This window comes from Micromonospora sp. CNZ297 (assembly GCF_007827625.1).
On the sequence record NZ_VISU01000002.1, the window covers coordinates 414804 to 441262 of the forward strand.

Annotated in this window: 24 protein-coding genes and 2 tRNA genes; 11 read left to right on the forward strand and 15 right to left on the reverse strand. The window is 72.4% G+C overall.

From position 1 onward, the window contains the following. Positions 1-21: 21 nt before the first annotated feature. The 6 genes from FB454_RS05395 to FB454_RS05420 form a co-directional block, all read right to left on the reverse strand. Positions 22-98: transfer RNA gene (locus tag FB454_RS05395), tRNA-Met, on the reverse strand. A 136-nt stretch (positions 99-234) separates the two neighbouring features. Next, positions 235-308: transfer RNA gene (locus FB454_RS05400), tRNA-Met, on the reverse strand. Positions 309-358: 50 nt separating this feature from the next. Beyond that, positions 359-1285, reverse strand: a complete 927-nt coding sequence (locus tag FB454_RS05405) for a hypothetical protein (protein WP_013475253.1) — start codon at positions 1283-1285, stop codon at positions 359-361. Then, positions 1275-1784, reverse strand: a complete 510-nt coding sequence (locus tag FB454_RS05410; RefSeq protein WP_013288396.1) for an RNA polymerase sigma factor — start codon at positions 1782-1784, stop codon at positions 1275-1277. The genes FB454_RS05405 and FB454_RS05410 overlap by 11 nt, the downstream gene beginning before the upstream one ends. Before the next feature lie 150 nt (positions 1785-1934). After that, on the reverse strand, positions 1935-4925 hold the full coding sequence (locus FB454_RS05415) for a UPF0182 family membrane protein (RefSeq protein WP_225319643.1): 2991 nt from the start codon (positions 4923-4925) through the stop codon (positions 1935-1937). A 127-nt stretch (positions 4926-5052) separates the two neighbouring features. Further along, positions 5053-6066: a YlbL family protein gene (locus FB454_RS05420; protein WP_030273878.1), complete on the reverse strand. Its 1014-nt coding sequence runs from the start codon at positions 6064-6066 to the stop codon at positions 5053-5055. 115 nt (positions 6067-6181) lie between these two features. Here FB454_RS05420 and FB454_RS05425 point away from each other — a divergent pair, with 115 nt between their 5' ends. Further along, positions 6182-7453 (forward strand): zinc-dependent metalloprotease, encoded by a 1272-nt coding sequence (locus tag FB454_RS05425; protein ID WP_082171395.1) that lies wholly within the window; start codon positions 6182-6184, stop codon positions 7451-7453. Between the two features lie 245 nt (positions 7454-7698). Here FB454_RS05425 and FB454_RS05430 read toward each other — a convergent pair whose 3' ends face one another. Beyond that, positions 7699-8334 (reverse strand): hypothetical protein, encoded by a 636-nt coding sequence (locus FB454_RS05430; RefSeq protein WP_145822596.1) that lies wholly within the window; start codon positions 8332-8334, stop codon positions 7699-7701. 112 nt (positions 8335-8446) lie between these two features. Further along, a complete protein-coding gene (locus tag FB454_RS05435) occupies positions 8447-8968 on the reverse strand; it encodes a M48 metallopeptidase family protein (RefSeq protein ID WP_013288401.1) in 522 nt (173 codons plus the stop codon). A gap of 473 nt (positions 8969-9441) precedes the next feature. On the opposite strand from FB454_RS05435, the gene FB454_RS05440 reads away from it, so the two are divergent. From FB454_RS05440 to FB454_RS05450, 3 genes are all read left to right on the forward strand, one after another. Next, positions 9442-9609 (forward strand): DUF5679 domain-containing protein, encoded by a 168-nt coding sequence (locus FB454_RS05440; RefSeq protein WP_007464795.1) that lies wholly within the window; start codon positions 9442-9444, stop codon positions 9607-9609. A gap of 178 nt (positions 9610-9787) precedes the next feature. Next, positions 9788-10900: a hypothetical protein gene (locus tag FB454_RS05445; RefSeq protein ID WP_145822597.1), complete on the forward strand. Its 1113-nt coding sequence runs from the start codon at positions 9788-9790 to the stop codon at positions 10898-10900. Positions 10901-10910: 10 nt separating this feature from the next. Then, the gene (locus tag FB454_RS05450; protein ID WP_013288403.1) at positions 10911-12257 is read left to right on the forward strand and encodes an ABC1 kinase family protein; all 1347 of its coding nucleotides are present in this window, start codon (positions 10911-10913) and stop codon (positions 12255-12257) included. A 322-nt stretch (positions 12258-12579) separates the two neighbouring features. On the opposite strand, the gene FB454_RS05455 is transcribed toward FB454_RS05450, so the two are convergent. The 3 genes from FB454_RS05455 to FB454_RS05465 form a co-directional block, all read right to left on the reverse strand. Then, positions 12580-12945 (reverse strand): WhiB family transcriptional regulator, encoded by a 366-nt coding sequence (locus FB454_RS05455; protein ID WP_013288404.1) that lies wholly within the window; start codon positions 12943-12945, stop codon positions 12580-12582. A gap of 133 nt (positions 12946-13078) precedes the next feature. Then, positions 13079-13333 (reverse strand): hypothetical protein, encoded by a 255-nt coding sequence (locus FB454_RS05460; RefSeq protein ID WP_013288405.1) that lies wholly within the window; start codon positions 13331-13333, stop codon positions 13079-13081. 129 nt (positions 13334-13462) lie between these two features. Next, positions 13463-15586, reverse strand: coding sequence for an ATP-dependent DNA helicase UvrD2 (locus tag FB454_RS05465; protein ID WP_013288406.1), 2124 nt, complete (start codon positions 15584-15586; stop codon positions 13463-13465). Between the two features lie 91 nt (positions 15587-15677). Between FB454_RS05465 and FB454_RS05470 the strand changes: the two genes are divergently transcribed. Beyond that, positions 15678-15920 carry a mycoredoxin gene (locus tag FB454_RS05470; protein ID WP_013288407.1) on the forward strand — a complete coding sequence of 81 codons (243 nt, stop codon included), beginning with the start codon at positions 15678-15680 and terminating at the stop codon, positions 15918-15920. Between the two features lie 58 nt (positions 15921-15978). Here FB454_RS05470 and FB454_RS05475 read toward each other — a convergent pair whose 3' ends face one another. Next, the gene (locus FB454_RS05475; RefSeq protein ID WP_030273871.1) at positions 15979-17232 is read right to left on the reverse strand and encodes an MFS transporter; all 1254 of its coding nucleotides are present in this window, start codon (positions 17230-17232) and stop codon (positions 15979-15981) included. A gap of 203 nt (positions 17233-17435) precedes the next feature. On the opposite strand from FB454_RS05475, the gene FB454_RS05480 reads away from it, so the two are divergent. The 3 genes from FB454_RS05480 (at position 17436) to FB454_RS05490 (ending at position 19193) form a co-directional block, all read left to right on the forward strand. Beyond that, positions 17436-18416, forward strand: coding sequence for a helix-turn-helix domain-containing protein (locus tag FB454_RS05480; RefSeq protein ID WP_013288409.1), 981 nt, complete (start codon positions 17436-17438; stop codon positions 18414-18416). Between the two features lie 71 nt (positions 18417-18487). Next, positions 18488-18727: a DUF397 domain-containing protein gene (locus tag FB454_RS05485; protein ID WP_013288410.1), complete on the forward strand. Its 240-nt coding sequence runs from the start codon at positions 18488-18490 to the stop codon at positions 18725-18727. Positions 18728-18923: 196 nt separating this feature from the next. Next, positions 18924-19193: a hypothetical protein gene (locus tag FB454_RS05490; protein WP_013288411.1), complete on the forward strand. Its 270-nt coding sequence runs from the start codon at positions 18924-18926 to the stop codon at positions 19191-19193. Positions 19194-20019: 826 nt separating this feature from the next. Here FB454_RS05490 and nudC read toward each other — a convergent pair. The 3 genes from nudC to FB454_RS05505 are packed head-to-tail and all read right to left on the reverse strand — an operon-like array spanning position 20020 to position 23599. Then, positions 20020-20967, reverse strand: coding sequence for an NAD(+) diphosphatase (gene nudC / locus FB454_RS05495; protein ID WP_145822598.1), 948 nt, complete (start codon positions 20965-20967; stop codon positions 20020-20022). Next, positions 20964-22292, reverse strand: coding sequence for a M16 family metallopeptidase (locus FB454_RS05500; protein WP_013288413.1), 1329 nt, complete (start codon positions 22290-22292; stop codon positions 20964-20966). The genes nudC and FB454_RS05500 overlap by 4 nt, the downstream gene beginning before the upstream one ends. Then, positions 22289-23599, reverse strand: coding sequence for a M16 family metallopeptidase (locus FB454_RS05505; protein ID WP_013288414.1), 1311 nt, complete (start codon positions 23597-23599; stop codon positions 22289-22291). The genes FB454_RS05500 and FB454_RS05505 overlap by 4 nt, the downstream gene beginning before the upstream one ends. 148 nt (positions 23600-23747) lie before the next feature. On the opposite strand from FB454_RS05505, the gene FB454_RS05510 reads away from it, so the two are divergent. From FB454_RS05510 to FB454_RS05520, 3 genes are read left to right on the forward strand one after another with little or no spacing between them, the layout of a single operon-like run. Beyond that, complete coding sequence (locus FB454_RS05510) at positions 23748-24809, forward strand: ABC transporter substrate-binding protein (protein ID WP_145822599.1); 1062 nt, start codon at positions 23748-23750, stop codon at positions 24807-24809. Continuing rightward, the gene (locus FB454_RS05515; protein WP_013288416.1) at positions 24806-25585 is read left to right on the forward strand and encodes an ABC transporter ATP-binding protein; all 780 of its coding nucleotides are present in this window, start codon (positions 24806-24808) and stop codon (positions 25583-25585) included. The genes FB454_RS05510 and FB454_RS05515 overlap by 4 nt, the downstream gene beginning before the upstream one ends. Beyond that, a complete protein-coding gene (locus FB454_RS05520) occupies positions 25575-26459 on the forward strand; it encodes an ABC transporter permease (protein WP_013475242.1) in 885 nt (294 codons plus the stop codon). Before FB454_RS05515 ends, FB454_RS05520 begins: the two co-directional genes overlap by 11 nt.

The following is a 26459-nucleotide window of genomic DNA, read 5'->3' on the forward strand; positions in this document are numbered from 1 at the left end:
ATGGATTCCGGGCCTGAACCTTGGTAGCGGGGACAGGATTTGAACCTGCGACCTCTGGGTTATGAGCCCAGCGAGCTACCGAGCTGCTCCACCCCGCGTCGGCTCACAAAGCTTATCGCACCCCGATCCTGGAGATCAGCCGGGTACCCGGATCCGCTGCCGACCGTTCCCGGGACGCCTCGGGCAGGAACGGCGAAGGGCCCCGGAGAGAACTCCGGGGCCCTTCGTCACGAGTAGCGGGGACAGGATTTGAACCTGCGACCTCTGGGTTATGAGCCCAGCGAGCTACCGAGCTGCTCCACCCCGCGTCGGCTCGACAACCGTAGCGCACCGACCCGGGCAGGCGCAAAACGGGTACTCAGTCCAGCCACCGCCGGATCGCCTCGACCGCCCGCCGGCTGTCCGCGTCGAACTGGGCGCGCTGGGTCGAGGTGCTCTCCCAGCCCTGTTCCCACAGCACCGTCACCACGTCGCCGGAGCGCACCGCGCGTACCAGGTGCACCTCGTCGCCGCCGCTCGGATCGCCGTTGGCGTCCCGGTACGGCGTCCGCGTCTCGAACAGCACCGACTCGTCGCCGTACCCGCTGTCGGGCAGCAGACGCTGCCGCACCGTCACCGGCGGCGTGCCCCGGGCGGGCTGCTCGGGGCACGCGCGTACCGCCCCGCGCAGCTCGGCCAGCGCCGCGCCGGCGCCGCCGGACCGGTAGATCGTGATGCTGTGCCGGTAGTTGCCGGACGGCACCTCGTCGGCCGGTGCGCCGGCCCGCCGGTACGGCAGCGACCGGGCCCGCTGCGCGACGACCCGCTCGTCGCCGGGCGTCGCGCCGCACAGCACCGGCAGGACCGGTCCCGGGCCGAAGTAGTTGCCGGTGCCGGCGTCGTTTGCGGCGGGCAGCACGAAGAACGCCCGGTCCGGGATCGTGGTCGGGGTCGCCGCGGCCGGAGGCGTGGTGGTCACGATCGGACTGCGCGAGCCGGAGGTACGGCCGACGGCCGGCGGCGGCGTGGTGGGCGACGGCGCGACCGAGGGCGCGGCTGCCGACGGCCGCGGGGTGGGCGTACCCGCGGGGGGTGGAACCGGGACGGGCCCCGGCCCGGCGGCGAGCACCAGCCGGCTTCCGGCCACCGTGCCGGCGACCAGCCCGGCGGCGGCCAGGACGGTGATCGCGGCGCGGCGCCGGGCCCAGCGGTCGGCGCTGCGGCGCAGCCGGTCCGGTGCCGGCAGCACCCGCTCGTCGGTGTCGGCGGCGAGGGACCGGTAGTAGCGGTGCAGTTCACGCGACATCGTTGACCTCCAGCTCCTCGGCGGCGACGCCGGGCAACAGCTCGGCCAGCCGGGCCCGTCCCCGGGACAGCCAGGACTTCACCGTGCCGGTGGGCACGCCGGCCTCCCGGGCGATCTCCTCCACCGGCAGGTCGAACAGGTAGTGCAGGGCGAGCGCCTGCCGGTGCCGGGGCGGGAGCTGCCGCAGCGCCGCGACCAGCAGCACGGTGTCCTCGCCGGGCGGTCCGACGTCGGGTGGCGGGCCGGTGCGGCTGGCCGCGAGGCGCCACCCGCGCAGCCGCCGGAACCGGTCGGTCGCCAGCCGGCTGATCACCAGCCGCAGCCACGCCTCCGGCGCGGGATGGCCGGCGAGCTTCGCCCACTGCCGCCAGGCCCGGGCGTACGCCTCCTGCACGAGATCCTGGGCCTCGGCCGGGTCGCCGGCCACCGCGTAGCCGTACCGGACGGCCCGCCCGGACGTGCTGCGGTAGAAGTCGTCGAAGCTGTCCGCGTCCCGCATGTGCCCTCCCGCCCCCCACACGTTCACCTGCACTGTTGACGGCGCGGCGGGGTCCGGGGTTGCGGCCGGGGAGTCCGCTTCACGACACGAGCCCGTGGCCCGGGTGACCGTTGCGGTCCCGGACCACGGGCTCGTGGTGTCAGCTCGGCGTCAGCCGCCAGGTGTCGGCGCGGGGGACGTCGGCGCCGGTGGCGAGACGCTGCCCGACGGCGCCGGGTTGCCCGAGCCGTTCGCCGCGGCCTGGGCCTGCTGGAACGCGCTCATCGCCTCGTCCAGCGCCTTCAGCGCACGCCCGTACCGCTCGAAGTCGCCGGACGTCTGCGCGGCCTTGACCTCGGCGATCGCGGTCTGCACCCGGGCGGCCGCCTGGGCCAGCTCCCCGCTCATCGGCGGCGGCGTGTTGTTGTTGTCGCCCCCGGTGGGCGGCGGCGTGGGGTTGTCGTCGGTGCTGGGCGGCGGGTTGTTGTTCGGCGCCCGCTTGCCCTGCTCGACGAGCTGTTTGATGCCGTCGCTGAGGTTGTTGGCGAGCACCACGTACGAGCCGCCGTCACCGTAGGAGAGCAGCACCTTCTGCAACAGCGGGTACGCGTCCTGGCTGCTGCTCTTCACGTACACCGGCTCGACGTAGAGCATGCCGTCGGCGAACGGCAGCGAGAGCAGGTTGCCGTACTGCACCTGCGCCTGGTTGGACGAGAGCAGGTTGAGCTGCTGCCGGATGTCACCGTTGTTGGTCATCTGCTGGTGCACCTGCGTCGGCCCGGAGATCCGGGTCTGGTCCGGCAGCTCCAGCACCTCCAGCTTCGGCTGCCCGTCGACGTACGACCCGGAGACCAGCGCGGCGAGGTTCTGCCGCCCGTTCGGGGTGACCGCCGAGGTCAGCTGGAAGCGTGGACCGTCCTGCCCGGGGAACTGGGTGAACAGGTAGTACGGCGGCTGCTTCTGCCCGCTGTCCGGCGCGTCCGGCACGTTCGGCACCTGCCAGAAGTCCTGGCCGGAGTAGAAGTCGCCGGGGTCGGTGACGTGGAACTTGGTCAGCAGGTTGCGCTGCACCTTGAACAGGTCGGCCGGGTAGCGGAAGTGCTCGGCCAGCTCGGCCGGGATGTCGCCCTTGGGCAGCACCAGGTCGCCGCCGAACGCCTTGTTCCACGCCTTGAGCACCGGGTCGGTGTCGTCGTACGAGTAGAGCTTGACCGTGCCGTCGTACGCGTCGACAGTCGCCTTCACCGAGTTGCGGATGTAGTTGACGTTCTCCCGGGCGAGCTGGAACGTGCCCCGGCCGGTCAGCTCGTCGGCGGTCTCGGCCTGGAGGTTGACCCGCTCGGCGTACGGGTAGGTCGCGGCCGTGGTGTAGCCGTCGATGATCCACAGGACGCGCCCGTCGACCACCGCCGGGTACGGGTCGCCGTCGAGCGTGAGGAACGGCGCGACCTTCTCCACCCGGTCGCGCGGGTTACGCACGTACAGCAGCTTCGAGTTCTCGTTGACCGCCTCGGAGAGCAGGAAGTTCGACTCCTGCTCCTTGATCGCGTAGAGCAGCCGGCGCGGGAACGAGCCGATCTTGACGCCGCCCTCACCGGTGTAGGTGTAGTACTGCTCGCCGCCGGTGGAGGTGGGCCGGTCGAACTCGACGTTGCGCTCGCCGGTCTGCCCGACGATCGCGTAGTCGTCCGGCTCCATCCGCTCGCCGTAGTAGATCCGCGGCTGCTGGGCCGGGATCTCCTCGGCCGGCGCGGAGCACGCCTCCTGTGCCTTGTCGCCGAGGAAGCCGGAGACGAAGTACGGCTGGCCGCCGCAGACCACCTGGTTCGCCGGGGCGGCCACCAGGCCGTACCCGTGGGTGTAGACGGTGTGGCGGTTGATCCAGTTGCTCTGCTGGTCGGTCAGCTCGCCGTAGTTGATCTCACGGACGCCGACCACGTAGTCGGAGGTCTTGTCCTTGACCGAGTACCTGTCGATGTCCAGCTTCGAGCCGAAGTCGTAGAAGCCGCGGACCTGCTGGAGCTGCGTGTACGTCTCGGAGACCAGCTGCGGGTCGAGCAGCCGGATGTTCGACACCACTGACGTGTCGGTGGCCAGGCTGGCGGGTGGAACGAGGTTGCTGGCCGCGTACGGTGTGGTCTTCGTGCCGTCGAGGCTGAACGCGGTGCGGGTGGCCTTGATGCTGCGTTCGATGTACGGCGCCTCCTTGTCCCGGGCGCTCGGCTTGACCTCGAACGTCTGCACGGCCCACGGGTAGATGCCGCCGATCGCCACCGCGGAGACGCCCAGCAGGGCCAGCGAGATGCCCGGCCAGACCAGGTTCCGCATGACGGCGTTGGAGAACACGATGATCGCCAGCGCCACCAGGACGGAGATCCAGGCGAGGATCTCCTTCGCCGGGAGCAGCGCGTTCACGTCGGCGTAGCCGGCGCCGTAGAGCTTGGCGCCCTCGTTGTACTCCAGCAGCATGGCCCGCCGGTCCAGCACGTAGGCGACGGCCTTGAGCAGCACGAACACGGCTACCAGCGTGCTGAGGTGGGCGCGGGCGGCGTTCGTCATCCGGTCGCCGACGCCCTGGAGGCGCACGCCGCCGAAGATGTAGTGCACCGCCAGCGCGCCGAGCAGCGACAGCACCACGACTGTGAAGCCGACGCCGAGCAGGTAGCGCCAGAACGGGAGCTGGAAGACGTAGAAGCCGACGTCGACGCCGAACTCCGGGTCCTTCACGCCGAAGTCGCCGCCGTTGCGGAACAGCAGCCACTGACCCCAGCGGCTCTGCGCGGAGAGGCCGGCGAACAGCCCGACGACGGCGGCGGCGAGCGCGATCCAGGTGCCGAGCCGCGGGCTCAGCAGCATCCGGTAGCGCTCCAGCGTGGCCTGCTCGGCCGAGTGCGGACGCATCTTGGGCCGCAGCCGGTGGGCCAGCCAGAGGTTGCCGCCGACGAGCAGCGCCATGCCGACGCCGACCACGAGGAACAGCAGCAGGCGGGTGGCGAGCACGCCGGTGAAGACCTGGGTGTAGCGGACCTCGTCGAACCAGAGCCAGTCGGTCCAGGCGTTGACGCCCCACCCGAGGAGGGTGAACAAGATGAACACCCCGATCAGGACACCGATGGTGACGCGTCCGCGCCGGCTCATCCTCGGTAAGGGACTGCTACGCATGACCACTGTTGGCTCCGCACGCTCGATGTGATCGGCTCCGACCAGGCACCAAGAGTACGGGGTGTTCCTGAGCACGTCGGGTCAAGGTCACGTCACGATCCGCCCGCCGGCCGCCGCCCGGCCCGCCTCAGCAGCGCGTCGGCTGTCCCCCGGCGCGCAGCGTCTCAAGTGCCTTCAATGCCTCACCCAGCGTGGCGACCCTCAGCAGCGGCAGTCCCGGCTGCGGGTTGCGGACCGCCTCGGCGCAGTTGTCGGCCGGCACCAGGAACGCCTTCGCGCCCGCGTCCTTGGCGCCGACCAGCTTCTGCGCGATGCCGCCGATCGGACCGACGCGACCCTCGTCGTCGATGGTGCCGGTACCGGCGATGATCTTCCCGCCGGTGAGGTCGGCCGGCTCCAGCTTGTCGATGATGCCGAGCGAGAACATCAGCCCGGCGCTCGGACCGCCGATGTCACCCAGGTCGATCTTCAGGGTGAACGGGTGCGGCTGCTGCTGGTCGATCTCCACACCGATGCGCGGTCGGCCGTCCTGCTCGCGGCTGGTCACCGTCGCCGTACCCGGTGTGTCACCCCGGGTGTAGCCGATCGTCAGCGCGGTGCCCGCGGGCTTCGCCCGGATCAGCTCGGTGAGCTTGGCCGCGCTCGTCACCGGCACCCCGTCGACCGACGTGACCACGTCGTCGGGGCGCAGCACGTCGACCGACGGGCCGCCCGGCGTGACCGCCTTGACCAGCACCTTGATCGGGTAACCCAGCTCGCGCAGCGCCGCCGTCTCGGCGCTGGTCTGCGAGTTCTGGAAGTCCTCCGCGTTGCGCTTCTCGACCTCTTCCTGCGACTCCCCCGGCGGATAGACCAGCTCCCGCGGCACCACCGCCTCGTCCGAGGAGAACCATCCGGCCAGCGCCGACCGCAGCCGCACGGTCGGCTGCACACCGACAGTGGTGAGCCGGAGCTGACCGGCGGAGGTGGACGTCGCGCGGCCGGTCACCTGGATGACCTCCTTGCCGTCCTCACTGCCCAGCGTGTTCACCGTCGGACCGGGGCCGAGCACCACGTACGGCAGCGGCACGCTCAGCACGCCGACGCTGAGCAGGGCGGTGAGCAGGGCACCGAGGAGGACGGTCACGCCGCGACGTCTCATGGGCCAGAGCGTACCGATCCGTACCGTGCCATCCGGCGCGGTGACCGGCGGACTTCGCCCTCAGCGCAACGCCGAGTGGCACGACCTGCGGCGGGCCCCGCGTACCGTAGACGTCGTGCCTGATATTCCGTTCGGCTTCGCGCTCCCGGGTGGTCAACCACCGGACCCCAACGATCCCGCGGCGATGCAGCAGTTCATGTCGCAGTTGCAGCACCTGCTCTCGGCGCCGGGCAGCGGGCCGGTCAACTGGGACCTCGCCCGGCAGGTAGCCGCCAGCCAGCTCGCCGCCGCCGGCGACCCGGCGGTGTCGCCGTTCGAACGCAACGCGGTCGAGGAGGCGCTGCGCATCGCCGACCTCTGGCTGGAGCCGGCGACCTCGTGGCCCTCCGGCATCCGCACCTCGGTCGCCTGGAACCGCAACGAGTGGATCTTCAAGACGCTCGACGTGTGGCGCAAGCTCTGCGACCCGGTGGCCAGCCGGATGGTCGGCGCGATGGGCGACCTGGTGCCGCCGGAGGCCCGCGCCCAGCTCGGCCCGATGCAGTCGATGGTCGCCACGCTCGGCGGCGCCCTCTTCGGCGGCCAGCTCGGCCAGGCGCTCGGCTCGCTCGCCGCCGAGGTGCTCTCCGCCGGTGACATCGGCCTGCCGCTCGGCCCCGCCGGCACCGCCGCGCTCGTCCCCGCCAACATCAAGGTGTACGGCGAGGGCCTGGAGCTGCCCGAGGACGAGGTACGCCTCTACGTGGCCCTGCGCGAGGCCGCCCACCAGCGGTTGTTCCAGCACGTGCCGTGGCTGCGCGGGCACGTGCTGACGGCGGTGGAGAACTACGCCGCGGGCATCCGGGTCAACCGGGAGGCGATCGAGGAGGCGATGGGCCGGGTCGACCCGACCGACCCGGAGTCGATGCAGGCGATCGCCCTGGAGGGCATCTTCACGCCCGAGGACACGCCCGCGCAGAAGGCGTCGCTGGCCCGGCTGGAGACCGTGCTCGCCCTGGTCGAGGGCTGGGTCTGCCACGTCGTCGACAGCGCCGCCGGTGACCGCCTCCCCAACGTCGTACGCCTCGGCGAGGCGTTCCGCCGCCGCCGCGCCGCGGGTGGCCCGGCCGAGCAGACGTTCGCCGCGCTGGTCGGCCTCGAACTGCGGCCCCGCCGCCTGCGTGAGGCGACGGTGCTGTGGGCGGCGCTGACCGAGCACCGCGGCATCGCCGGGCGGGACGCGGTCTGGGGCCACCCGGACCTGCTGCCCTCCGACGACGACTTCGCCGCCCCGGAGGCGTTCGCCACGACGAGCACCGACCTCGACGACGAGCTGGCGAACTTCGACTTCTCCGCCCCCGGCGCCCCGGAGGAGAAGTCCCCGGGCGAGGACGACGACAAGCACTGACACGTACGCGAGCGGGGCCCGCACGGTTCACCGTGCGGGCCCCGTCCGCGTTCCCGCCCCCGCCCCGCCCTCGCCGCGCCCCGCCCATCTCACCGTCGATCTTGGACTTGTGGCGCCCAGGATGTCCCGAGTGCGGCTTCTGTGAGGTGCCACAACTCCAAGATCGGCGAATCGGCGGCAGGGCGGCCATGCGGGCAGCGCGGTGCGGGCAGGGCGGGCGCGGAGGCGGCGGGGTGGCGGAAGGTCTAGACGGGGCGGCCGGACAGCAGGGCGCGCGTCGCCTCCCAGCCCTCGACGGCCGGATCGAGTGCGGCCAGGTCAGCCGGGCCGCGCATCCGGTGCCAGCCGGCGGTGACCGCCACGTCGCCCGGGCTCGGTGCCGCCCGTCGCACCTCGGCCGGCGCGGTGGTGTCCAGGTCCAGCGCCGGCAGCCACGCCTGTACGGGCAGTCGCGCCGCCACTCCCAGCAGCCCGGTTCCGCTCCCCTCGACCGGGGCCACCGCCACCGGCCGGGTGGTGAGCGGCCGGAGCAGCTTGCCGAGCGTCAGACCGGGCACGTCCGGCGCGTCCGCCGCCACCACTGCCACCTGGTCGTAGCCGGCCGCCCCGCCATCGCGGGCCGCCCGGTCACCGGCCAGCGCCGCGAACACCGCGTTCGGCGTGGGCTCGGGCACCTCGTACACCTGGGTGCCGGGCCAGACCACGGCGTCGGCCAGCCATCGGTCCCGGCTGGTGACCGCCACCGCGGTCTCCACCTCGTTCAACGTGGCGAGCAGGTCCACCACGTCCTCGGCGAGCGCGGTACGCCATCGCGCCGGATCGATTCCGGGCGGCGTCCAGGTCACCGGGCCGAGCAGCGCCACCACCACACGTCGCGACATTCGCCGACCTTAACCCCCGCCCCACCCGCGTCCGTTCACGATCATGAGGTTGGCGGTGACGAAGCGGACGAAACGCCAGACCAACTTCATGATCGACCGCGATGGGCGGTGGTCAGGGGATGGCGGCGGTGGCGGCCACGCCCTCCAGGTAGCCGCGGGCGCGCTCCGACCTCGGGTAGCGGGCGACCAGCGCCCAGAAGTCGGCGTTGTGGCTGGGCACGATGAGGTGCGCCAGCTCGTGCAGCAGCACGTAGTCGATCACCCAGTCGGGCATGTCCTGGACCCGGTGCGAGATCCGGATGGTGCGGTCGGCGGGCGTACAGGAGCCCCAGCGGCCGTTCTGGTTGGTCACCCAGCGGACGCTGGCCGGCGCGGCAGCCGACCCGTGTTCGGGCAGGTAGAGGTCGATCAGTCGGGTGGCGCGGGCGAGCAGTTCGGCATCCGAGCGGGCCAGCCGGCCCTCGCGGGCGGCGAGCCGGGCGAGCATCCGGTCGACCCACTCGCTCTCCTCGGCCCGGGAGAACTGGTCGGGGATCAGCACGACGACGCGCTCACCGTCCCGGTACGCGGACACCGTGCGCCGCCGACGCTGGCTGCGCCGCACCTCGACGACGGGCTTCCGCGTCACGGCCATTACCGGTCCGCGCAGCCTCGGTTGACTGTCACGATGGAAAGCTAATGCGTACTGACCAGGACTCCGCAAGAGTCAACACGACGACACGCGCCCGGAAAGTGGCGGTTGATTGTCAGGAGTCCGGAAAAAATTCTTTGCGACGGTAGCTGACCATCACCTGACCGGCTCTGTTCACGTTAAGTGATCTACGACGGGTGACTGTCGGAGGGCCGCGCGAAGCGGATCTGGGTGCATTCATCCGGCGTGTCCGCGCGAAACTGACTTATCCGACGTTACTCGGCATGCACACTCTCGACGTCGACTTGCTCACAGAGTCGGCGTACAGCTGACATGGAACCGCCCAGACCTGGGTAGGGTCCGCCAACCACGGTCAGGTGACTGACCGCGGAGAACCCCCGGCGCCGGTGCCACGCGTGGGCCGCCGCAGGGAGACCCGCCGGGACACCTCCGGCGGACGAGACGAGGAGGCTACCGTGGCCGACCAGGCCCAGACCTACAACGGTTACTGCGTGAAGTGCAAGGAGAAGCGGGACTTCGAGGGGCACGTGGAGGTCTCGAAGACCGGCATGAACATGGCCAAGGGCAAGTGCCCGGTGTGCGGCACAACAGTGAACCGCATCCTGGGCAAGGCCAAGGTCTGACCCGTACGGCAGAAACGGAGGAGGACGGCCGTCGGCCGTCCTCCTCCGTCGTGTAGCCGACACAGTTACCGGCTGGTTGTGGAAAACCGGCGAGATCCTGTGGACAACGCTGGCCACGGCTCGCCGCACCTGTGGACAACGAGCGACGGAGCGCGTGGAGACGGTCACGATCAGTGGCGTGACCGATCCGACACCGCTCGTCCGTCCCGTCCTGCTGCCCGGCCTGACCCGGCTCTGGCGCGACCGGCACACGCTCCAGCTGGGCGAGCCGCCCGGCCGCGCGGTGCTGCTGGAGATGTCCTCGCCGGGAACGGCCCGCCTGCTCGACCTGCTCGACGGCACCCGCAGCGAACGCGCCGTGCTGGCCGGGGCGGGCGCCGCGCGAGTCCCGCCCGACGAGGCACGCGCCCTGCTCGACACGCTCCGGGACGCCGGGCTGGTGGTGCCGGCACAGGCACTGCTCCCACGCGAGCTGGCCGGAGCGGCCCGGGCCCGGCTGGCCACCGAGGCTGCCGCACTGGCGCTCGCGTCGCCCGACCTGCCCGGCACACCGGCCCGGCTGCTGCGCCGCCGCCGTGCCGCCCGGGTGCTGGTCACCGGTACGGGACGCCTCGGCGCGGCGGTCGCCGTCGCGCTGGCCCAGGCCGGGGTCGGGCACGTCGTACCCGATCTGGCCGGCCCGGTCGGCGCCGGTGACCTGGTCGGGACCGGCCTGACCGCCGCGGAGCTGGGCCGTCCGCTGGCCCCGGCGGTACGCGCGGCGCTGGAACGATGCGCGCCCGGAACTGTCACCGGCCCGTCCCGGGCGGCCCGGCCGGACCTGGTGGTGCAGCTCGGCGTCGACCGTCCGGCCGAGCTGCTGGCCACCGGGTACGCCCACCGGCGTCAGCCCCATCTGCTGCTCGACCTGCGCGGCGGCGTACCGGTGGTCGGTCCGCTGGTCCGCCCGCCCGCCGGTCCCTGCCTGCGCTGCCTCGACCTGCACCGCGGCGACCGGGATCCGGACTGGCCCGCGCTCGCCGCCCAGCTCGCCGCCGACCGGGGTGCGCGGGCCTGCGCCGCCGCCACCGGGCTCGCCGCGGCGGCCTTCGCCACGGCCGAGGTGCTGGCCCAGCTCGACGGCGCCCAGCCGGAGACGCTCGGCGGCGCGGTGGAGGTCCGGGGTCCGGGTCGCGTCCGCTACCGACGGTGGCCCCCACACCCCTCCTGCGGTTGCTGCCGGCGTCGCCCGATCCGGTCGGCCCCGGCCACTACCCGCCGCACGGCAGCAGCGGAGGCCCCGCGTCGGTAACAATGGCCGGGTGACCGACATCCCGCGCCGGGCCGTGTCCCGCACCGCCAAACTCGCCGCCCTGCCGCTCGGGTTCGCCGGTCGAACCGTCCTCGGCATGGGCAAGCGGGTGACCGGCCTCGCGTCCGACGTCATCTCCGCCGAAATCCAGCAGCGCACCGCCGAGCAGTTGTTCAGCGTGCTCGGGCAGCTCAAGGGCGGGGCGATGAAGTTCGGCCAGGCCCTGTCGGTGTTCGAGGCGGCGCTGCCCGAGGAGGTCGCCGCGCCCTACCGGCAGGCGCTGACCAAGCTCCAGGAGGCTGCGCCGCCGCTGCCTGCGGCGACAGTGCACAAGGTGCTCGCCGAGCAGCTCGGCCCGGACTGGCGCGACCGGTTCGTCGAGTTCGACGACACCCCGGCCGCCGCGGCGAGCATCGGCCAGGTGCACCGCGCGGTCTGGCGCGACCCGGGGTACGGGCCGAACGGCGGCCCCCAGCACCGGGACGTGGCCGTGAAGATCCAGTACCCGGGGGCGGGTGACGCCCTGCTCGCCGACCTCAAGCAGCTCTCCCGGCTCGGCGGCATGTTCCGGGCCATCCAGCCGGGGCTGGACGTGAAGCCGCTCCTGGCCGAGCTGCGCGAGCGCATCACCGAGGAGCTGGACTACGAACTGGAGGCGGAGTCGCAGCGGGCGTTCGCCGCCGCGTACGCCGACGACCCGGACATCTTCATTCCGGAGGTGCTCGACGCCGCGCCGCGGGTGCTGATCACCGAGTGGGTGGAAGGCATTCCGCTGTCCCAGATCATCCGGGAGGGCACCGAGGAGCAGCGGAACGAGGCCGGCCGGCTGATGGCCGAGCTGCACCTGTCCGCGCCGGAGCGGGCCGGGCTGCTGCACGCCGACCCGCACCCGGGCAACTTCCGGCTGCTCCCGGACGGCCGGCTCGGCGTGATCGACTTCGGAGCGGTGGCCCGGATGCCGCAGGGCACGCCCGAGCCGATCGGCCGGATCGCAGCACTGGCGCTGCGCGGGGACGCCGACGCGGTGGTGGAAGGGCTGCGCGCCGAGGGCTTCGTCAGCCGCACCGAGTCGATCGACGCCCCGGCGGTGCTCGACTTCCTGCGTCCGATGCTGGAGCCGATCGCCGCGGAGGAGTTCCGCTTCACCCGGGCCTGGCTGCGCGGCGAGGCGACCCGGCTGGCCAGCCCTCGCTCCCCCGCCTACCAGCTCAGCCGGCAGCTCAACCTGCCCCCGTCGTACCTGATGATCCACCGGGTCACGCTGGGTTCGATCGGGGTGCTCTGCCAGTTGGAGGCGAAGGCGTCCTACCGGTCGATCCTGGAACGCTGGCTACCAGGCTTCGCGCCGGTGGTCTGAGCGCAAGCCGGCGAGCGCGCGGGCACGGCGAAGGGGCGGTGACCTGTCGGTCACCGCCCCTTCCTCACGCGATCGTTCTACAGAACGCCCAGGTCGCGGGCCGACTGGCTGCGACCCCGCATGGCGACGGTACGGGCGGAACGGGTTGCCTCAGTGCTCGTGGTGGTGCGACCGGCCTGAGGCCGGCGCATTCGGGCCCTGGACAACGCTTCGTGGAGTAGTTGCATCTCGAATCCGTTCGGCAGGTTCAGCATCAGGGTTTCTCTCTCAGGTCGGCCGGTGGAGGGACACCGGCATCGGTCGGTTTCGGAACGTAGGTTTGTCAGGCTGCCAGCCGGACGGAGCTACGCGACTCGGACAGCCCGCTGGCCGCCAGTCGCGCCTCCGCCTCGACCCGGAGCTGCGCGTCACGGGCGAGGTCCTCCTTGCGCGGACGGCCACGGGGCCGCTTGCGCGGGACGACCGCGCCACGCTCGAAGATCTCGCCGCCCCAGACGCCCCAGGGCTCGGCTCGCTCCACCGCCCCGGCCAGGCACTCGACGCGCAGCGGGCAGTCCCCGCAGAGCGACTTGGCCAGCTCGAGCTCGGCGGGCGAGTCGGAGAACCACAGGTCGGGGTCGAACTTCCGGCAGGGCAGGTTCGCCTCCACGTCGACGCTCACGTCGAGGGGGGCCAACGCCAGACTCATCCTCCGGTCACCTCTCTCTCACTTCGATCTCGTGGATCGCATTCCGACGTACTTCGGCGGGACAAAAAAACTGAGGCCGCGGATCCCGGTATGCGGGTTCCGCGGCCTCGAGGTGAGCCGGTGGTCTGATGGATCAGACCGGTCTACCTCGAGGTGGAACACCGCGGACATCCGTGCGCTTCTTGGCGCCATCGATGCCCTTGCCCGCGAAGCCACTGGTTCCCTCGACTCCGGCGATCGGCGCAACGGTCAGGTTCAGCTCGGCCTGAACCGGGACCTGGTGCACCTGCGGAGCCGACGGTCGAGCGGCGAGGGCCACCCGGACAGCCGACAGCGGAGCGACGGCAGACGGCATCGCCGCAAGACGCTCATAGGTGAAGATCTTCATTGGTGCCACCTCCCTACTCTCCTCGTGCCGACCGTGGACTCATCCCCTTTGAGCAGCCAGAACGGCGCCGCTCGCGAGGTGTGTCATGAGGCTATTCCTAGCCCTCGGGGGAGGGCAAACGATTTACGGCTAGTTTTCAGAAGTTTTCTGTGGGCAGACCTCGTCCACCGTGGCGCCCGCCACCAGGGCGAGCACCGTATCCCCGTAAAGCCCGACTTTTCGGGGCCCGATCCCGGCGATCGCCACCAGTTCCTCGGTGCGGCCGGGCTTCCGCTCGGCCAGCGCGGTGAGCGTGGCGTCGGTGAAGACCACGTACGCCGGCACCTTCTGCGCGCCCGCCACCCGCTGCCGCCACTCGCGCAGCCGCTCGTACAGCTCCTCGTCGATGTCCGACGGGCAGGTCGGGCAGCGGCCCAGTTTGCGGTCCGCGCCGGCGAGCAGCGTGGCACCGCAGATCCGGCACGAGACCACCTGCGGTCGGCGCCGCTCGGCCCGCCGCGCCGGCCCGCCGCCGCCGGCCCGCTCCCCGCCGCCGGACCGGTCGAGCTGCGGCAGGAACCGCGAGGGCCGCCGGGCCCGCCCACCCGGCGAGCGCGCGGTGGCGTACGACAGCCAGAGCCACTCCCGGGCCCGGGTGATCCCGACGTAGAGCAGCCGCCGTTCCTCCTCGACCTGCTCCATGGTCTTCGCGTACGTGGTGGGCAGCGTTCCCTCGGCCAGCCCGACCAGGAACACCGCGTCCCACTCCAGCCCTTTCGCCGAGTGCAGCGACGCGAGCGTCACCCCCTCGACTGTGGGCACGTGCTGCTGGGCGGCCCGCCGGGCGAGTTCCTCGGTGAACCCGGTCAGGCCCGGTTCCTCCTCGGCCTGCGCCGCGTACTCCTCGGCGAGCTGGACCAGCGCGGCGAGCGCCTCCCACCGCTCCCGTGCGGCGCCGCCGGGCGGGGGCGCGTCGGGCGCCCAGCCGACGGCGGTGAGCGCCTCGACCACGGCGGCCGGCAGCGGGGTTCCCGCGTCGGCCGACCGGGTGGCGGCGCGCAACGCGATCATCGCCTGGCGCACCTCGGGCCGCTCGAAGAACCGCTCCGCACCCTGGAGCACGTACGGCACCCCGGCCTCGGAGAGCGCCTTCTCGTACGCCTCGGACTGCGCGTTGGTGCGGAACAGCACCGCGATCTCCCGCGCCGGGGTGCCGCCCGCCACGAGCGCCCGGCAGCGGGCCGCGACCGCGTTCGCCTCGGCCGGCTCGTCGGTGAAGATCCGCAGTTCCGGTTCCGGGCCGGGCCGGCGCTGGCCGTGCAGCTCCAGCCGTAGCCGCGCCTCGGTGCCCCGGGCCTGCGAGATCACCGCGTTGGCGAGCCCGACCACCTGCGGGGTGGAGCGGTAGTCGCGGACCAGCCGGACGACTGTCGCGCCGCGGTGCAGGCGGGGGAAGTCGACCAGGTACGACGAGGTGGCGCCGGTGAACGAGTAGATGGTCTGGCTGGCGTCGCCGACCACTGTGAGGTCGTCCCGGCCGCCCAGCCACGCCTCCAGCAGCCGCTGCTGGAGCGGGTTGACGTCCTGGTACTCGTCGACCACGAAGTGCCGGTACTGGTTGCGCACCTGCTCGGCCACGTCCGGGTGCTCCTCGATGCCCCAGACCGCGGCGCGCAGCATGTCCTCGAAGTCGATCACCCCGTTGCCGCGCTTGAGCCGCTCGTACGCGTCGAACACGTCGGCCACCCGGGCCGGCTCGTACGGCGTCTCGCGCAGCGCCTTGGCCGCGGCGACGACGTACTCCCCGGGCTCGACCAGCGACGACTTGGCCCACTCGATCTCGGCGGACAGGTCCCGCGCGGCGGCCCGGTCGGCGCGCAGGCCGACCTTGGCGGCGGCGAGCGTGACCACCCGCACCTTGCTGTCCAGCAGCTCCGGCATGGCCCGGCCGGCCAGCAGCCGGGGCGCGAAGTAGCGGACCTGCCGCAGCGCCGCGGCGTGGAACGTGCGCGCCTGCACACCCTGCACCCCGAGCACGCCGAGACGGCTGCGCATCTCGGCGGCGGCGCGGGCGGTGAACGTGACCGCCAGCACATGCCGGCCGGCGATGTCCCCGGTCAGCGCCCGGTACGCGATTCGCGAGGTCACCGCCCGGGTCTTGCCGGTGCCGGCGCCGGCCAGGATGCAGACCGGACCGGCCGGAGCGGTCACCGCGGACCGCTGCTCCGGATCCAGCCCGGCCAGCACCCGTTCCGCCGCTGAGTGAACGCCCACAGCAGGGAATCATCCCAGCATCGTGTGACGTTGCAGCGGTTAGCCTGGCCTGATCGGACCGGGCGCGAGCCACCCCTTGGAGGACCAGACCATGCTGACGATGTATTCCACCCCGTGGTGCGGCTACTGCCACCGGCTGAAGTCGCAGCTCGACCGGGAGGGCATCGCGTACGAGGTGGTCGACATCGAGCAGGACCCGACGGCCGCGGACTTCGTGATGGGCGTCAACGGCGGTAACCAGACCGTCCCGACGCTGCGCTTCGCCGACGGCAGCGCCCTGACCAACCCTTCGATCACCCAGGTCAAGCAGCACCTGGCCGCGCTGCCCGGCTGATCCGCCCGCGACGCCACGAGCGGCCGCACCCGATCCGGGTGCGGCCGCTCGCCGTCGTTCAGGAACCACCGCGGCTGAGCACCCCGTCGTCGGCCGGCTTCCGGGGCGCCGGGATCCGCACCGGTCCGGCGACCGGCATGGTCAGCCCGCGCCCCCGCCACAGGTAGAGGCCGGCCGCCGTGGTGACCGCACCGACGAGTGCGAACAGCAGCCGGTAGTCGAACACGCCGACGAGCAGCGCGCCGGTGCCGATGGAGAGCGCCTGCGGGCCGCTGACCAGCGCCTCGGACGCGGCGGTGACCCGCCCCAGCAGCCGCGGCGGCGTCCGCCGCTGGATCAGCGTGTTCAACCCCACCATGGTCAGCGGCAGCGAGAGGCCGGCCAGCAGCAGCGCCACCACCCCGAGCCACAACCGGGGGTACGCGAGCGCCAGCGCGGCCGGCCCGAAGAACGTCACGCCCGCGGCGAGCGCGCCGACCTCGCCGAACCGGCGGACCACGGCGGCCGAGAACAGGCCGCCGACCAGCCCGCCGACGCCCTGCACCATGACCAGCACGCCGACGAACGCGGCGTCGCGGTGCAGGCCCAGATCGACGTACGCGAAGATCAGCGACTCGGTGAAGCCCATCACCAGCGAGCCGAGCCCGTACCCGAGCAGCGCCCGGCGCAGCGCCGGCTCGCCGGTCAGGTGCCGCAGCCCCGCGCCCAGTTCGGACGGCCCGCGCCGACCCGGCCGCGACGGCGTGCTCTCCTCCACGCGCAGCCGCCCGACCACCGCCGCCGCGACGAGGAAGCCGGTCATGGCCAGCAGGACCAGCAGCCAGCCGCCGACTGCGGCGTAGACACCGGCCCCGGCCAGCGGCCCGATCAGCCGCAGACCCTGCCGGACGGTCTGGAGCAGCCCGTTCGCGTCGGCGAGCAGATCGGGCGGAACCAGATGCCGGATCAGTCCGTTGAGCACGGCGGTGAGCGTGATGTACGAGAGTCCGTAGAGCGCGGCGACCACGTAGATCACCCAGACGTCGGACCGGTCCCGGACCGTGAGCAGCGGACCGAGCAGCACTGCCGCGACCAGGTTGGCGGCGATGAAGAACTGTCGCCTCCGGTAGCGGTCGACCACCCAGCCGACCAGCGGGGCGAGCGTCATCGGCGCGATGACCGCGAAGATGGTCGCCCCGGCCATGCTGTCCGAACCGGTCAGATCCTTGACCCAGACGGCCAGGGCGAGCAGCAGGACCGACTCCGCCGCCATGCTCGCGACGAGCGCGGCGAACAGGAGACGGAAGTCGGGGCGGCGCAGGACGGTGCGCATCGGTTCCCTCCGGCAGGGGTGCGCCACCAGGGCGCGTCGGGGGCGGGCGCTGGTGAAGACACCCTCCACGGTCCTCTTTTTGTCTCGTGACACGCCCTTGCCGGAACCTCCGACGCCGGTCGCGCCGTCCATACTGACCGTGGGGGGCGAATTTCATACAGTTACCGTCGCGTCAAGCGACGGTCGACGGGAAAGAGGACGCCGTGCCTCCTGCCGTACCAGGCCCGATTCTGCGCCGTCGTCGACTCGGCATCGAGCTGCGTCGGCTCCGCGAACAGGCCGGTCTGACCGGTGACCAGGTCATCGAGCGGATCGGCTGGGCCTCCGCATCCAAGTTGTCCCGTCTGGAGAACGGCCGCAGCCGTCCCGACCCGGACGACGTGGACGTGTTGCTGACGCTCTACGGCGCCGACGAGGAGCAGCGCGCGGAACTGACCGGGATCACCCACGAGGCCGGCGACATGCGCGGCTGGCTGCGCAACTTCCCGGTGATGACCCAGCAGCAGCGCGCCTTCGCCGAGCTGGAGGCCGGTTGCGCGGAGATCTCCGAGTACAACCCGGTGCTGGTGCCGGGGCTGCTGCAGACGCCCGGGTACGCCCGGCACCGGATCATGTCCGCCGCGCAGGTCGCCGCCGAGGCCGGCGACCCGGAGACCGAGGATCCCGAGACCGAGGTACGCGCGCGGCAGGCCCGCCAGTCGCTGCTGACCCGCTCCCCCGACGTGCCCCGATACACGGCGGTGCTGGAGGAGGCGGCGCTCGGCCGCCGTGCCGGGCCACCGGAGGTGCTGCACGAGCAGCTCGTCCACCTGTGCGAGATGGCGCTGCTGCCGAACGTGACGCTGCGCCTGCTGCTGCGGGACACCCGGGTCGGTGACTGGTACCTTCCGCCGACCGCGTTCTCGGTCTACCGGTTCGCCGACCCCCTCGATCCGGAGACACTCGCCATCGAAGGTGGGTTCACCGACGTCATGTCGACCGAGGTAAACACCCTAAATCGCTATAAAGTGGTGTTCGAGTGGCTATGCTCGTCGGCGCTCTCCGCATCGGACACCCTCTCCTGGTTGATCGAGGCGACGGGACGGCTGACCGGCACGGCAGTCGAGTCCACGGTGGCGTACGGGCCGGCAACGGCGCCGGCCCAGCGACGCCGGGACTCGGGGCGCCTCACCACGGAACGGTGATCCGGCACGGACACCGCCCGCGCTCCGGCGTCGCTCGGACCCATCGGAGCACCTCACCAGGAGCAAGCACCATGAACGAGATCCACACCAGCACGACCGCCCGCTCGGGACGGCTCGCCGGCGCCGCCTGGCGCAAGAGCACCCGCAGCCAGACCTCCAACTGCGTGGAGGTCGCGCCGCTCGGCTCCGGGCCGGCCACAGTGGCGCTGCGGGACAGCAAGGACCCGAGCGGACCGGTCCTGCTGTTCGACCGGGCCGGATGGCTCGGCTTCCTCGCCGGAACGAAGAGCGGTCAGTTCGATCTGGACTGATCCGGCGAACCCCGGAGGGCCGTCGGCGTGCGCCGGCGGCCCTTCGCGCGTCCACCCCCGACAACGGTGCTGACCTGGGATCCCCCGATCGGTCGAGCTGGCGCGTTCCCCTTGCCGGGCTGTCACATCGGCGTAACATGACGCGGGAGTGACGTGGAAGTTCCAGCGTGTAACCGCCGATTGTCCGGGGGACACCATGCGGTTCCTGATCGTCCGCACCGAGATCCGTACCGCCGCCGACGCCGACATCGCCGCCGCCTGGGCCGGCGGGGGCCGCCTGCGGGACGAGACGAGCACGCCGGAGCCCCGCCGCCAGGTCGTCCACGCCGAGGACCGGGACGCCGCACTCCTGCTCGCCCGCGCACTGTCCGCCGTCGGTGCGGTACGCACGGGCCGACACCGGGTCAAGGTGCTGCCGATCGAGGAATCCGCTCCCGGGCACCCGTACCGCTGGGACGGTGGATGACCGGACGCTGACGTCCGTCGTGGCCGGACCGGCCTCCCCCGCCGTTTATCCGCCTCACCCGGCCTCGACGGCACGTGTTCCCGGCCCGCGACCGTCGCGGCAACGACGGTCCGGGTCGGGGCCGCGCCCCACCCCCGTTCCACCCGGCCGAGGTCCGCCCGGCCCAGGTCCGCCCGGCCTCGCCAGTTCGGGGAGGTGGCTGCATCCCACCGGCCTGGACCACACCACTTCCCCGGGCTGGTGCCACCCACCAGCCGAAACCCGCCAACCCGACCGCGAGTCCCGCCGCACGCACCCCCCCCGGTGGCACGACCACCGAAACCCGGCCGACCCACCAGCTCGGCGAAGTGGCGGCAACCGACCGCCCTCGACCACGCCATTTCCCCGAACTGGCGCCGCCCGCCAGCCGAACCCGCCAACCCGACCCAACGAACTCGCCAGTTCGGCGAAGTGACGGCATCCCACCCACCCCACCCCGCAAGTCCGGGGAGGTGGCTGTATCCCACCGGTCTGGACCACACCACTTCCCCGAACTGGTGCCACCCACCAGCCCGAAACCCGCCAACCCGACCCCGAGTCCCACCGCACGCACCCCCCGGTGGCGGTCAGTTCGGCGACCCGCAGCGACAGGTCGAACCCGGGCGGCGCGGAAGCGCAACCGCCGGAACCCGCGACCCGCCAGCTCCGCGAAGTGGCGGCATCCCACCCACCCCCACCCCGCCAGCTCGGCGAAGTGGCGGTAATGGACCGGCCTCGACCACACCACATCCCCGAACCGGCGCCGCCGCACCAACCGAACACGCCAACCGACGAGGGCCGGGCCGGGTCAGCAGTGGCCGTCGAGCCAGCGGTGCACCAGGAACAACGCGATCGACGACGGCGGCGGCAGGACCAGCCGGTCTCCCCCGCCCACCGGCACCGGCTCGCCCGCGAGCGCCGCGCCGATCTCCCGGCGGGTGAACCAGCGCGCGTGCGCGATCTCGGCCAGGTCGACCCGGATCGGCGCGTCCGCGTCGGCACGTGCCAGGAAGCCGAGCATCAGCGAACCGGGGAACGGCCAGGACTGGCTGCCCACGTACGTGATCTCCTCGACCGGGACGCCCACCTCCTCGCGGACCTCGCGCAGCACGGCGGCCTCGGCCGACTCGCCGGGCTCGACGTATCCGGCCAGGCAGGAGTAGCGGCGCTGTCCCGGGGTGCGCGGCCAGGCCGCGTTGTTGCCGAGCAGGCAGCGGCCGTCCGGGCCGTCCACACCGTCGTGCACCAGCACGATCATGGCCGGGTCGGTACGCGGCCAGACCCGGCCGCCGTCCGGGTCGATCCGCGACCAGCCGGCCTCGTCGGCGCTCGTCGCCTTGCCGGTCGTCGACGAGTAGCCGTGCCGCAGGTGCCAGTTGAGCAGCGCCAGCGCGGTGGTGAACAGGCCCGCGTCCCGGTCGGTCATCAGGTGGCCGACCTCGCGCAGGTGAGCCGGGCGGGTGTCCGGCAGCGCCGGCAGCGGCCCGTCCACCGCGAACACGGGTACGCCGTCCGGCTCGACGCCGAGGAACATCGGCACCGACCGGGGCACCTCGGGCAGCTCACCGGGGCCGACCAGGACCAGCTCCGGCGGGGTAGACGCGCCCCGGACCAGCGCCCGCCCCTCGGCGGTGGAATCCAGCACCAGCACCCGGGCCCGTTCCCACGCCTCGGTCAGCCAGGCGGGATCGGTACGCCGGTGCGCGGCCCGGTCGAGCGTCGACCGGGCCAGCGGCGGGTCGGATTCGCCGCTCATGCCGATTCCGTACGCACCGGTGTCAGCGCGGCGAGCGAGTCGGCCACCCGCTCGGCGTCGCCGAGCACGACTGTGACCGCGCGGGCCGGGGCCAGGTAGCGGGCGGCCACCTCGGCCACGTCGTCCACCGTCGCGGCGGCCAGCCGGGCGGCGTGCTCGGCGAGGAAGTCCAGCCGCAGCCCGTTGCCGGCGTACGCGCTGGTCAGCGACGCGAGACCGGCCTGGGTGGACATGCCGAGCTGGAGCGTGCCGAGCGCGTACTGGCGGGCCTGCTCCAGCTCGTCGGCCTTCGGCGGCACCGTCGCCAGGCGGCCCAGCTCGTAGTTCGTCTCCACCAGGGCCGCCGCTGTCACCTCGGTGGCCACCTCGGCGCCGGCGACGAGCAGCGAACCGGCCACCGAGTGCTCCACGAGCGAGTGCGGCCCGTACGTGTAGCCCTTGTCCTCGCGGATGTTCTCCACCCAGCGGGAGGAGAAGTAGCCGCCGAAGATCAGGTTGGCGAGCTGCAACGCGGCGTGGTCCGGGTGGGTGCGGGGCACGGCCGGCAGCGCGAGTCGTACCGAGGACTGCACCGATCCGGGCCGGTCGACGAGCAGCAGCGGCCCGGGTTCCAGCGGCGGCGCGGGAGGCAGTTCGGCGACGTGGCCGTCACCGCGCCACCCGGACAACGCCTGCTCGGCCGCGTCCAGCGCCCGGTCCGGCGCCACGTCGCCGACGAGCACCAGCACCGCGCCGGCCGGATGCACCCGCTCGGCGTGCAGCCGCCGCAACGCGGCCGGGCGGACCGCCCGCACCTGGTCCGGGTCGGGCGTCTGCACCGCGTACGGGTGCCGGCCGTACACCCGCTTGAGCAGCGCGGTCCGGGCCAGGTGCGACGGCTGGCTCTGGGCGACCTGGATGCGGTCGACCAGCCGGTCCCGCTCGGTCTCCACCCAGTCCGCGGGGTAGGTCGCACCGGTGAGCACCTCGGCGAGCAGCTCCAGCATCCGGTCCAGGCCGGTGACCAGGCCCGCGCCGGAGAGCATCAGCCGGTCCGGGTCGAGACCGGCGGTCAGCCCGCCGCCGACCTTCTGCAACTCGGCCGCCAGCTCGGTGGCGCTGTGCGCCTCGGTGCCGGAGAGCATGGTCTGCGCCAGCATCGCGCCGCGGGCCAGGTGGGTGCGTCCGAACGGCATCCACAGTCGCAGCTCGACGAGCGGTACGGAGGAGCGGCGTACCGCGATCACGGTGAGGCCGTTGCGGAGCGTGCGCTCGGCCTGCTTGGGCACCTTGAGGCGGCGGTTCGGGCGCAGCGCCGGCAGCGGCCGGACGGTGGTGGTGGTCATCGGGCACCTCCGGGAACGACCTCGACTGCCGCGCGGCGCTCGGGCCGCAGGGTGGCGGCGGCGGCGCGGACCTGTTCCTCGGTCACCTCGCCGACCAGCCGGGGCAGGTCGTTGAGCAGGCCGGGTTCGCCGCGCTGCTGTTCCAGCACCGCCATCCGCAACGCGCGGCCGAGCACCGCGTCCGTGTCGCGCAGCAGGTGGGTGGCCATCCGGGCCTGGGTACGCGCCAGCTCCCCGTCGGTCAGCCCGTCGGCCGCCAGCCGGTCCAGTTCCTCGTCGACGGTGCGCAGCACCTTGTCCACGTCGCCGCCGGGCGGCAGGTGGGCCTGGAGCAGCAGCGCGGTGGGGTCGCGCACGTCGAACGGGTCGCCCATGAAGCCGAGGTACCCGCCGAGGCCGGTGACCGACCGGTCGCGCTGCACCAGCCGCTCGACCAGCCGGGAGGCGTCGCCGTCGGTGAGCACCTCGGCCAGCACCACGTAGGGCAGGTAGCCGGCGAAGTCGCTGATCGGGTCGGGCACCCGCCACGCGCCGGCCACCGCCGGGAGCGGGGCCAGCGCGTCGGTGTACGTGCTGCGCCGCTCGGCGGTCAGGTCGGGCTCGGCGAAGTCGGGCCGCTGCGGGGCGGGCCGGGCCGGCACGTCCCCGAAGTGCCGCTCGATGAGCGTGGTCGCCTCGGCGACGTCGATGTCGCCGCTGACCGCGAGCACGGCGTTGCCGCTGGCGTAGTAGCGGCGGAAGAAGTCGGCGGCGTCGGACACGGTGGCCGACTCCAGGTCGACGAAGGAGCCGTAGCCGTCGTGCGCGTTGGGGAAGGTGTCGAACATCACCGGGGGCAGCGTCAGCCAGGGGAACCCGCCGTACGGCCGGTTCAGCACGTTGACCCGGATCTCCTCCTTCACCACGTCCACCTGGTTGCGCAGGTTCTCCTCGGTCAGCCGGGGGCCGCGCATCCGGTCGGCCTCCAGGAACAGCGCCCGTTCCAGTGCGTTGGCGGGCAGCGTCTCGAAGTAGTCGGTGTAGTCCAGGTGGGTGGAGCCGTTGAACGTCCCGCCCGCGCCCTGGACGTGCCGGAAGTGGGCCAGCTTCTCCAGGTTCTCCGAGCCCTGGAACATCAGGTGCTCGAAGAGGTGGGCGAACCCGGTGCGTCCCTCGGGCTCGGAGCGGATGCCGACGTCGTAGACCACAGCGACCCCGATGACCGGGGCGCTGCGGTCCGGCGTGAGCACCACGCGCAGGCCGTTGTCGAGGGTGAACCGTTCGACCGGGTACTTCGTCGCTGGGATCTTCGCTCTCCGCGTCGGCACGAGATCGACACTAGCGCCTCGGTACCGGCTCTACCGCCGGTGTGCCCTGGCCGAACGGTGGACTGTCGCGGGACGGGACTTGACGCCGGCGGCCGCTTGCCCCACTCTTCCTACCAACTAAATAGGGATACTGCGGATTGGACATTCGATGAGACGGCTTCCCCTGCGCCGCCTGGCCACCCTGGCGGCCCTGGCCGCCCTCGGCGCGGCCACGCTCGGCACCACCGCCGCCTGCGGCGAGGACAGCGACGCCGCCGCCGGTTCCGGCCCGGTGACGCTGCGCCTCGGCTACTTCCCCAACATCACGCACGCCCCGGCTGTGGTCGGCGTCGAGAAGGGGATCTTCAAGGAGAAGCTCGGCAGCGACGTCGAGCTGGACACCAAGACGTTCAACGCCGGCCCGGCCGCCATCGAGGCCGTCTTCTCCGGCGCGCTCGACGCCACGTACATCGGCCCGAACCCGACAGTGAACGCCTTCTCCAAGTCCAAGGGCGAGGCGGTCCGGGTCGTCTCCGGCGCCGCGTCCGGCGGCGTCGCGCTCGTGGTCAAGCCCGGCATCACCTCGGTGGAGCAGCTGCGCGGCAAGAAGATCGCCACCCCGCAGCTCGGCAACACCCAGGACGTGGCGCTGCGCTTCTGGCTCAAGGAGAAGGGCCTGGAGACCACCAAGGAGGGCGGCGGCGACGTCAAGATCGTGCCGCAGGAGAACGCGCAGACGGTCGAGACGTTCGGCAGCGGCGCCATCGACGGCGCCTGGGTGCCCGAGCCGTTCGTCTCCCGGCTGGTGAACGCCGGCGGCAAGGTGCTCGTCGACGAGCGTGACCTCTGGCCGGACAAGAAGTTCGTCATCACCAACCTGCTGGTCAGCACCAAGTTCCTCAAGGCGCACCCGGACGTGGTGAAGAAGCTGGTCGAGGGCCAGGTCGCGGCGAACGAGTTCGTCAACAGCAAGCCGGACGAGGCGCAGCAGGCCATCTCCGACCACATCGGCAAGATCACCGGCAAGCCGCTGGACCTCAAGCTGATCAAGCAGGCCTGGCCGACGCTGGAGTTCACCAACGACCCGATCCCGTCGTCGCTGAAGACCGGCCTGGACCACGCGGTCGCGGTCGGGCTCACCCAGCCGGTCGACCTGAACGGCCTCTACGACCTGAAGTACCTCAACGAGGTGCTCAAGACGCAGGGCAAGGCCGAGGTCAGCCAGCCGTGACGTCGACGAGCACGACCCCGCGCAGCGCGACCGGCTCGGTCGCGCTGCGCGGCGTGACCAAGGTGTACGGCCAGGGCGAGCAGGCGGTCCTGGCGCTGGACGGGCTGTCGCTGGACATCGCGCCGGGCGAGTTCGTCTGCATGGTTGGCGCGTCCGGCTGCGGCAAGAGCACGCTGCTCAACCTGGTCGCCGGACTGGACCGGGCCAGCGGCGGCGCGATCGAGCTGGGCGAGGGCGTCAACCCGGGACTGATGTTCCAGGAGCCGGCGCTGTTCCCGTGGCTGACCGTCGAGGGCAACATCGAGGTGCCGCTGAAGCTGCGCGGACTCCCCCGCGACCAGCGCAAGGAGCGGGTGGCCGAGCTGCTGCGCACGGTCCACCTGTCCGAGTTCGGCCGCAAGCGGCCGCACCAGCTCTCCGGCGGCATGCGGCAGCGGGTCGCGCTGGCCCGCACGCTCGCGCTGGAGACGCCGGTGCTGCTGATGGACGAGCCGTTCGGCGCGCTGGACGCGATGACCCGCGACATCCTGCACGACGAGCTGGAGCGGATCTGGACCGAGCGCAAGCTCACCGTCCTGTTCGTCACGCACAACGTGCGCGAGGCGGCCCGGCTCGCCGACCGCATCGTGCTGCTCTCCAGCCGGCCCGGCCGGATCATCTACTCCACCGAGGTCGCCGTGCCGCGCCCCCGGCGGATCGACTCGCCGGAGGTCTCGGCCATCGCCGCCGAGGTCACCGACCGGCTGCGCAAGGAGGTGGGCCGGCATGGCCAGTGACACCCTCACCGGGTCGGCGCGTACGGACGCGGAGATCTCCGGACTCGACGCGCTGGAGATCGCCGGCCGGGAGAAGGGCCCGTCCCGGGTACGCCGCCTGTGGTCGGCCACCTGGCCCAAGTTCGCCGCGCTCGCGCTGGCCGTCGCCATCTGGCAGGCGGTGGTCTGGTCCGGATGGAAGGAGCCGTGGGCGCTGCCCGGCCCGGCGGTGGTCTTCGGCGACCTCGGGGACTACCTGCTCAGCTCGGCGCTCTGGGAGGGCCTCGCCACCACCGCCCGGCGCGCGGCGGTCGGGTTCGCCGCCGCGGTCGCGGTCGGCCTGCTGCTCGGCCTGGGCGTGGCCCGGGTCAAGGTGCTCAGGGCCGCGCTCGGCTCGATGATCACCGCGTTGCAGACCATGCCGTCGATCGCCTGGTTTCCGCTGGCCATCCTGCTGTTCCAGCTCAGCGAGCAGGCGATCTTCTTCGTGGTGGTGCTCGGCGCCGCGCCGTCGGTCGCCAACGGCGTCATCCACGGCGTGGACTACGTGCCGCCGCTGCTGGTCCGGGCCGGCCGCAACCTCGGCGCCCGTGGGCTCAACCTCTACCGGTACGTGATCGCGCCGGCCGCGCTCCCCGCCATCGTGGCCGGGCTCAAGCAGGGCTGGGCGTTCGCCTGGCGCAGCCTGATGGCCGGTGAGCTGCTGGTGGTCATCGCCACCCGCACCTCGATCGGCGCTCAGCTCACGTACGCACGCGAGCTGAGCGAGGCACCCCGCCTGATGGCCATCATGATCGTCATCCTGGTCGTGGGCCTGCTCGTGGACACCGCGTTCGGGGCCGCCGACAAGGCGATCCGCCGCCGCTGGGGCGTGCTGGACCAGGCCGGCAACTGA